The following is a 7,390-nucleotide window of genomic DNA, read 5'->3' on the forward strand; positions in this document are numbered from 1 at the left end:
AATCGATTCGGTTCGCGATTCGAACCCCCCGCTCGTTCGACGGGCGGGGGGTTTCTCTTTTTTCCGCTTGGCATGCTTCGAATTCGTACGGCCCCTACCGCCGCCGGTTGGGGAAGAAGGCGACGAGCAGGAAGGTGGCGATCGGTCCCAGCAGAAGGGAGACCAGGAACCAGAGGAGGCCGCTCCGGTTCTTTCCCTGGGCGATCCCCGCGTTGATCAGCGCCAGCGTTCCCCAGCCGACCATGTAGGGGGGGTAGTGCGTGAAAGCTCCGGGCATTTCAGAACCTCCTGTCCCGTTTCCGCGGGAAGTCTTGCCGCGTCCCGACTCTCCTTCGGCGCCGGATACCTCCTCGCTACCGAAGGAGCATTCCTTTACCGTTTCCTCAGCGCCACGAGGGTGATGTCGTCGGACTGCTCGGCGTCGCCGACCCAGCCGCGGATCGCCGCGGTCAGCCTTTGGAGCGTCTCGCCGGCGGTGAGGCCCGCGAACCCCTTCGCCTCCTCCAGCAGGCGTTCCATGCTGAAGAAAGACTCCTCCCGGTTCATCGCCTCGGTGACGCCGTCCGTGTAGAGAAGGAGAAGGTCCCCCGTTTCGAGACGGACCGTCGCCTCTTCATAGGGCGCTTCCGGGAAGGCGCCGAGCATCAGCCCGCCCCCCTCGACCGTCTCGATTCGCCCGTCGCCGTGGATCAGCACCGGCGGTTCGTGGCCGGCGTTCACGAAGCGGATCACTCCTTCCGGTCCGTCCACCACGGCGAGGAAGCCGGTGATGAAGCTCTCCGCCTTGGTGCTCGCGTAGAGGAAGGCGTTCAGCTTCGCCGCCGCGGCCGCCGGGTCGAGATGCCCCGCCGCGTAGGCGTGGAAGGAGGCGCTCATGGAGGACATGAGGAGCGCCGCCGGCACTCCCTTGCCGCTCACGTCGGCGATGGCGAAGACGAGCCGCCCGTCCTCGGAGAGGAAGAAGTCGTAGTAGTCGCCCCCCACCTCGCGCGCCGGCGTGCTGATCCCGGCCACCTCCAGTCCGGCGACCTCGGGCGGCCCGGCGGGGAGGAGCTTGCGCTGGATCTCCCGTGCGATGGCGAGTTCCCCCTCCACGCGCTCTTTCTCCAGCGCGACCCTCCGTCCCTCCTCGAGTCCCTCCGCCATCCGGTTGAACTCCCGGGCGAGACCGGCCAGCTCGTCCTCGCCGACCACCTCGATCCGATTCGCGAGGTCCCCCTCGCGGAGACGGCGGGCGCCGCCGGTGAGCCGTCCGATTGCGGCCGCGATGCCGCGGTTCATGGAGATCACCGTGCCGAGCACCACGCCGACCACGACGAGAAAGAGAAGCGCCAGGAGGAGGAGGAGGACCAGGGCGATCAGGTTCATCCGGTTCTCGCGGACTCCGGTGAGGCCGTGGAAGAGGTCGCCCGGCCACGCCCGTGAGGTGATCGCCACCGGGCGTTCCGTCCAGCTTCCCGCCTCCCGGTCGTACTCATGGATCGTCAGGAAGGCGCCGCCGGGGATGGCGAGTCCGTCCCGGCGGTTCGACTCTTCCTCCGCCCCGTCCTCCCGATCCCAGAGCGCCTCCTCCTCCTCCGCTTCCGCCCGGTCCTGTTCATTGCCGAAGCTGACTTGCACTCCTCCGCCTTGCGAGTTGACGCTGACCAGCGTGTTGATCCGGATCGGCGCATCGAGGGCGAGTTCCAGGTCGCCGATCCGCCCGCTGGGAACCTCTCGAATCAGCAAGGCGCGGAGAACGAAACCGTCATCCCTTTCCGCCTCGTTTCGGGCGATGAGGAAGAGGCGGCCCCGAACGAGAACGATGCCGTTGGAGCTGTCCGGAAGGGAGACCCATCCGGTTTCGGGAATGAGCCACGCCTCCGGATCGTCCGGAAGGGGATGCCGATTCCGTTCCGCCGTCGCAATCGGGGAGAGGAAGAGAAGGGGCTCCTCCGCTTCATCGATTCCGCCGCTCCGCAGGAAAAGGGTTCCCGACGCGACGTTCTCTTCCGGTTCGATCGCGGCGAATTCCTTCGCGAGGCGGACCGGGTCGAAGACCGCTTCCTCGGCGACCGCGCCCTCCAGCAGAATCGCCATCGCCCTCTCCATCCGCTCGATTCTCATGTTCAGATACGGTTCCACCGTTTCGGCGCGATAGCCGGCGATGCCGGCGAGAGTCGTCAGCATCAGGAAGGCGATCACCAGCGCGGCGGGCACCACGATGGCGAGGAGATGGGAGAAGAGCAGGCTTCTCCCGATTCTCCGAACCCGAACGCGAACGCCGATGGCGAGACGGAAGGAGGAGAAGAAGCAGTGAAGGGCGAAGAAGATGACCAGGAAGTCGAGGATCTTCACCCCCGGCGTCAGCAGGGTGTTTAGGTAGCGCTCGGGCCAGCTCTGCCCGATCAGGCTCGTCAGGAAGGCGAGAAAGGCGAGTATCGCCAGGCCGAGCCGCCGGAGGCCGGCGGTCTCCTTCGTCCATTTTGTCGAAAGAGCGAGGAGAAGGAAGCCGAGAATGGAGATGGCGTTCAGCGCGTGAATCGGTTCGAAGAATTCGGCGAGAAGGGCGACGGCGAGAAAGACGATCCTCGCGATCCGGCGTTTTCCTTCATAGCTCGACAGAATCGTGCGGACGGCGATGCCCATCGCGAAGAGAAGGATCGCGATGTGAAGGATGAACCCGGCGCAGGCGGTCGGTCTCCCCTGGAATGCGGAGGGAAGCCAGGAAGCGTCCGCCAAGGAGAGCAGCGTGCCGCCGACGAGCCGGGCGATCACGACGAGCGCGAAAGCGATCGTCATGCGCCGGGCGGCGCGTTTCGACACTCGGGCGCCGGCGAACCACCCCGCGGAGAGAAGAAGAAGCGCCGGAATCCAGATCAGGTAGGTCCACATCGGGTCAAACGCTCCGTCGACGCGCGACGCGCGTCATTTCAGGTATCCCATGGCGCGGAGGTTCTCCCGCGTCGCCTCGTCGAGACCGACCGTGTCGCCCGGAGCCGCTCCTTCCGTCCCGCGCCCCCACTCCGCCGACCACTCCTCCAATCGTTCCCGGAGCCGCGCCGCGATCTCCGGGCGCTCCGCGCAGAGGTCCTTCCTTTCCTTCGGGTCGCGGGCGAGATCGTACAGCTCGAATTCGCCCCCCCGCATGATCGACCGGTCCCGGGATTCGGGCACGTGGATCAGCTTCCACGTCCCCTCCCGGAGGGAGACCTGGAAAGCGGGCTCGTAACCCGATTCGGAGACGACGCGCTCCGGCGCCGGCCCGCCCCGCAGATGGGGAAGGAGTGAGCGGCTGTCCACGGTCCCGGGGACCGGGACGCCGAGGATCTCCAACACCGTCGGCGTCGTGGCGAATGTCCCCACCGGACCGGCCGGCCGCGATCCCGGCTCGATCAGCGACGGGTAGCGGATCAGGAGAGGCACCCGGGCGCATGCTTCGTAAGGGAACCGTCCGTGCTCGAAGTAAAAATCGTGGTCGCCGAGGGACTCGCCGTGGTCCCCCACGACGACGACCACCACATCGTCGAGGAGGTTTCGTTCGCGGAGCCCGTCCAGGAGGATGCCGGCGGAGCGGTCCGCCCAGCGGATCCCGCCGTCGTACTGCGCGATGTAGTGGGCGAGATCGCCGCGGTAGTCGCGGCTCCCCGGCGCGACGGGAAGGGCGCTCCTTTTGGGGATTGTCCCCAGATCGTTGTGGAGCACCTGACCGGAGTTGGGGTGCCCCGGCGGAAGTTCGATGTCGCGGAATCCCTCGATCGCCACATCGACGGTGAGCGTGTCTCTGTAGAGGGAGTCGCCGATGAACGGCGCGGCCAGCTCGGCGGGCGGCTTGTACGGGTAATGGGCGTTGTTGAAGTGCGCCCAGAGAAAAAACGGTCCCTCCTCGCGCTCGTCGAGCCATTCCAGCGCCCGAAGCGCGGTTCGGTCGTATCGGACCGACAATGGGTAGGAACGCCGGGCGTCCTGCTTCCATGTCTCCTCGAAGTGATCGAAACCCTGCTGGATGTTGAGGTGGCCGCTCAGCGCTCCGGAGGAGACGAAGGCGGCGGTGGCGTACCCTCTCTCCCGCAGGATCTCGGCGAGGGTGACGTTCTCGTCGGCGAGACGGACACCGGCGGTTTTCCACATCACGCCGTTCCTGTGCGGGTAGGTGCCGGTCATGATGGAGCAGAAGCTGGGGGATGTTTTGGGCCAGGGGGCGACCGCCGTCTCGAAGAGCGCCGCCTCGCGCGCGAAGGCGTCCAGGTTCGGCGTGGTCTCCCGCGCGTAGCCGTAACAGCTCATGTGGTCCGCGCGGATCGAACAGAAGGAGAGGACGATGAGGCCGGTGGGGGAGTCCTTCTCCGCCGGCTGGCAGGAGAGGAGCGCGGCGAGGAGCGCGGCGCCGGCGATGGGGCGCGCGCCGCGGAAGCGCGGAACGGAGGGGCGTTGCCGATGAAGGGTCGCGAAGCGCAAGAACAACCTCCCGGGTCGGTCCCGCGGCGGGTTTCCCGCGGCCCGCCGGACGGAACCGCCTCATTATACACGGACGCGACGCGGTAGACGAGGGGCGGCCGGCGGCGCGGTTGACAGAACCGCCGCCTCCGGCATAGTCTATGCGCGAAACGCCCGCGCACCAGGAGCCGGCCATGTCCCAGACCGATCGCGGTCAGTGGAAATCGAAGATCGGATTCATCCTCGCCGCGTCCGGCTCCGCCATCGGCCTCGGCAACATCGTCTTTTTCAGCGCCAACGCCTATCGATACGGCGCGGGCGCCTTCTATATTCCCTATCTCGTCGCGCTTTTCCTGCTCGGCATCCCGGTGATGATGCTCGAGCTGGGGATCGGCAACCGCGCGCAGCGGGGTTTCCCCGAGGCGATGTACCGGATCGCGGGGGTGAAGGGGGAGTGGGTCGGCTGGTTCGGTCTTCTGAACGCCAGCGTCATCACCATGTATTACATCACCATCCTCAGCTGGGTTTTCGGGATGTGGCTGCGCGCCTTCGGCAGCCTCTGGGAGCCCTCGGCGGTTCCCGCCTTCCAGTGCCCCCCGGGCGCTCTCTCCAACTCCATGGCCCACTTCTTCGACATGGTCTCCCGCTACGACACCATCGGTTACGTGATCGTCGTCTGGTTCCTGAACGCGCTGATCGTCTGGTGGGGAACGAACTCGATCGAAAAGGCGGTGAAGGTCTTCGTCCCCCTGATGTGGATCTTCATGATCGCGCTCATCGTGCGCGGCGTGACGCTGGAGGGAGGCGGCCAGGGGTTGCAGCTCCTCTTCACGCCGGACTTCGAGGTGATGCGGAGCGTCGAGGTGTGGCAGGGGGCGTTCTCGCAGATCTTCTTCACGCTCTCCCTCGGCTTCGGCATCATGGCGACCTACGCCTCGTATCTTCCGAAGCGTTCCGACCAGACGACCAACGCCTTCACCATCAGTTTCCTGAATTGCTCCTTCGAGTACATCGCCGGCCTCGCGATCTTCAGCCTCCTCTTCAGCTTCGCCATCGCGCCGCGCGCGTCCACCCTCGGCATGACCTTCTTCGTCATCCCCCAGGGGATCGGCTCCTTCCCCGTCGGCTGCCGTTTCTTCGGCGTTCTCTTCTTCACCCTCCTCCTGACGGCGGGGCTCACGTCGTCGGTGTCGCTGGTGGAAGCGGTCGGATCGGGGATCATCGACAAGTTCGGCGTTTCCCGTCGCCGGACGGTGATCATCATCTCCCTGATCGGGACGATCGGCTCCTGTTGCTTCGCCCTTCCCCATATCGTCGATCCCGCCCTCGATTCGAACGGCACGCTCGGTCTCTCTCTTCTCGATCTGTTCGACCACTGGGCGTTTTCCTACGGGCTTCTGACCTGCGGCTTCCTGGAGTGCGTCTTCGTCGGCTGGGTGCTCGGCGCGGACAAGCTCCGGGCGTACCTGAACGAGCGATCGAGGATTCACCTTCCCCGCGCCTTCGAGTGGCTGATCCGCTACGTCATCCCCGCGGTGATCCTCTTTATCCTGGGCTGGTCGATCCGGGGCGAGGTGACCGGCGGGCTCTACGGCCACGACATGAAGACCGGGACGGTCCGGAACCTGGAGGTGCTGGCGCTGGCTGGGTGGATCTTTTTCACCGCCGGCGGGGCGCTGGCCCTGACCGGGGCGGGCGTGTGGCATCGCCGCCGCGGGAAATCGCTGATGGACGGAGTGGACGGATGAGACGAGTCGCCACGATCGCCCTGCCGTTTTTTCTTCTGCTCGCCGCCGCCGCGACGGCCGCGGCGGTGACGGTGGAGCTGGAAGGCGCACACCCGGTGCGCGGCGAGGCGATCACGGTCCGCTTGAGCGAAGCGGAGGGCGCGGGCCCCTTCGTTTTGGAGGCGACCTACCGCCCCAACAGCCAAACCGAACGGACAGAGAGGGCCGGCGTGTTCGACGAAAGGGGCGCTCTCTCCTGGACGCCTCGTGACGCGGGGATCACGCGGCTCCGCGCGCTCGCCCCGGACGGCGCCGAGCTTTGGAGCGGCAACACGGCGGTCTGGTACCCGTCCCCCCCCAAATCGGGGATCCTGATCTTCCTGTTCGCCGGGCTTCTTCTCTTCGGCGGCGCGGGTCTCTCCATGCGACGCGCCCTCGAGCCGGACCGCGACTGACTTTTTCCTTCCCGAATAGGCTTGGCAAGGGGGCGGGATTCCCGATAGCCTGGACCCCGGCGAAGAGGTTTCCCTTTCCGGAGGCTCCCCCCGAGCGCGCCGGAAAGGACCGCCGGCCGGCCCGAGGCGGCGCGGTGGAAGAGAAGCAACCGTCCGGCCTTCCGGGCTTGAAACCGAGGAGATTCCTATGCCGAGCGTGGTAACCGAAAACTGCGAAGGGTGTCGTTTCACGCAGTGCGTCACCGTCTGTCCGGTGGACTGCTTCCACATGGACGAGAAGCGCGTCTACATCGATCCCGAGGAGTGCATCGATTGCGGCGCCTGCATCCCCGAGTGTCCCGTCGAGGCGATCTACGCCGAAGAGGACCTGCCGGCGGACAAGGAGAAGTGGGCGGCCATCAACGCCGAAAAGGCGGCCGAGCTTCCGTCGGTGACGGAGAAGCAGGAACCCCTCCCGACGGCCGAGGCGCGAAAGAAAGAACTGGGTTTCTGATCGGTTCGCGATCCGGAGACGGATTCTACTGCGACCGAGGGGCGCGGGCTGCGAAACCACCTCTCCTTCGGTCCCTTCCTCAACGTGGCTAGGGCCACGCCTCCGGGAGGGACCTCGTCCGAGGTGGCTTCTCGCCTCGCGCCCCTCGGTCTCGTTTACGAATCCGTCTCCGGACCGCGAACCACGGGCGCAAAGGGAGTGTTTCAGGTTTTTTCCCTTTCCCCCCTCGTTTACGAATCCGTCTCCGGGCCGCGAACCACGGGCGCAAAGGGAGGGTTTCAGGTTTTTCCCCTTTCCCC

The 7,390-nt window shown here is 66.2% G+C and carries 6 protein-coding genes; 3 read left to right on the plus strand and 3 right to left on the minus strand.

All coding sequences use genetic code 11. The features are described from left to right. Positions 1-94 precede the first annotated feature (94 nt). The 3 genes from JW958_03695 to JW958_03705 all read right to left on the minus strand — a co-directional run bounded on the left by JW958_03695 (position 95) and on the right by JW958_03705 (position 4,437). Positions 95-277, minus strand: a complete 183-nt coding sequence (locus JW958_03695) for a hypothetical protein (protein MBN1825345.1) — start codon at positions 275-277, stop codon at positions 95-97. Positions 278-372: 95 nt separating this feature from the next. Next, positions 373-2,874, minus strand: coding sequence for a PP2C family protein-serine/threonine phosphatase (locus tag JW958_03700; GenBank protein MBN1825346.1), 2,502 nt, complete (start codon positions 2,872-2,874; stop codon positions 373-375). 33 nt (positions 2,875-2,907) lie between these two features. Continuing rightward, positions 2,908-4,437, minus strand: coding sequence for a sulfatase (locus JW958_03705; GenBank protein ID MBN1825347.1), 1,530 nt, complete (start codon positions 4,435-4,437; stop codon positions 2,908-2,910). A gap of 173 nt (positions 4,438-4,610) precedes the next feature. Here JW958_03705 and JW958_03710 point away from each other — a divergent pair, with 173 nt between their 5' ends. From JW958_03710 to JW958_03720, 3 genes are all read left to right on the plus strand, one after another. Next, complete coding sequence (locus JW958_03710) at positions 4,611-6,164, plus strand: sodium-dependent transporter (GenBank protein MBN1825348.1); 1,554 nt, start codon at positions 4,611-4,613, stop codon at positions 6,162-6,164. Next, complete coding sequence (locus JW958_03715; protein ID MBN1825349.1) at positions 6,161-6,598, plus strand: hypothetical protein; 438 nt, start codon at positions 6,161-6,163, stop codon at positions 6,596-6,598. Before JW958_03710 ends, JW958_03715 begins: the two co-directional genes overlap by 4 nt. Before the next feature lie 187 nt (positions 6,599-6,785). After that, positions 6,786-7,091, plus strand: a complete 306-nt coding sequence (locus tag JW958_03720; GenBank protein ID MBN1825350.1) for a ferredoxin family protein — start codon at positions 6,786-6,788, stop codon at positions 7,089-7,091. Positions 7,092-7,390: the final 299 nt, after the last annotated feature.

The sequence above is a fragment of the Candidatus Eisenbacteria bacterium genome (assembly GCA_016930695.1).
Taxonomy (GTDB): Bacteria; Orphanbacterota; Orphanbacteria; order Orphanbacterales; family Orphanbacteraceae; genus JAFGGD01.

Bases quoted from the DNA above. Each gene is read 5' to 3' on its own strand.
- JW958_03715 (MBN1825349.1), top strand. From the start codon at position 6,161: ATGAGACGAGTCGCCACGATCGCCCTGCCGTTTTTTCTTCTGCTCGCC.
- JW958_03695 (MBN1825345.1), bottom strand. From the start codon at position 277: ATGCCCGGAGCTTTCACGCACTACCCCCCCTACATGGTCGGCTGGGGA.
- JW958_03710 (MBN1825348.1), top strand. From the start codon at position 4,611: ATGTCCCAGACCGATCGCGGTCAGTGGAAATCGAAGATCGGATTCATC.
- JW958_03700 (MBN1825346.1), bottom strand. From the start codon at position 2,874: ATGTGGACCTACCTGATCTGGATTCCGGCGCTTCTTCTTCTCTCCGCG.
- JW958_03720 (MBN1825350.1), top strand. From the start codon at position 6,786: ATGCCGAGCGTGGTAACCGAAAACTGCGAAGGGTGTCGTTTCACGCAG.